General features: G+C 48.1%; 1 protein-coding gene and 1 pseudogene. Both read left to right on the top strand.

Features of this window, described 5'->3' with window-relative positions:
* Nucleotides 1-378 (top strand): annotated as a pseudogene (locus ACS8FC_RS19120) (thiazole synthase); the annotation flags it as partial.
* A gap of 120 nt (nt 379-498) precedes the next feature.
* Nucleotides 499-601, top strand: a 103-nt coding sequence (locus ACS8FC_RS19115; protein WP_439297950.1) for a wax ester/triacylglycerol synthase domain-containing protein, incomplete at its 3' end; no start/stop codon positions are given.

The raw sequence follows: 601 nt of genomic DNA, 5'->3' as shown, positions 1-601 counted from the left end.
AGCTCAGATGATCCTATCGTCGCCCAAGAGCTAGAAAGCATGGGCTGTGTCGCCATCATGCCACTTGGGAGCTTGATTGGTTCTGGGCTTGGCTTACTCAATCGCCATACCCTCAGCCTCATCATCGAAAACGCCAAAGTGCCTGTTTTGGTTGACGCGGGTGTTGGTACAGCATCTGATGCTGCGATTGCCATGGAGCTTGGCTGTGATGGCGTTCTGATGAACTCAGCGATCGCTAATGCGCAAAACCCTGTGATGATGGCACATGCCATGAAACATGCCGTATGGGCAGGCCGCGCCGCATTTTTGGCAGGTCGTATGCCGATGCGTAAGATGGCAACTGCCAGCTCACCGCAGACAGGATACTTTTTTCAGTAAGCGCTTGCTCGGGTCAGCTCTAACAAAAAACCGATTATAAAATAATAAGACGGAAATCTGATTTAATCAGCCACCTGTCAGCTATCATTTTTATTCATTATCGTCATAAAAGGATTTATTATGCGACTTCTCACAGCAGTCGACCAGTTGTTCTTACTTCTTGAGTCGCGTAAACAGCCAATGCACGTTGGCGGATTGTTTTTATTTGAATTACCCGAAGGCG

The sequence above is a fragment of the Psychrobacter sp. 1Y4 genome, assembly GCF_051847555.1.
Note: the sequence above shows the minus strand (reverse complement) of the source record. Positions and strands in the feature narration are given on the sequence as shown.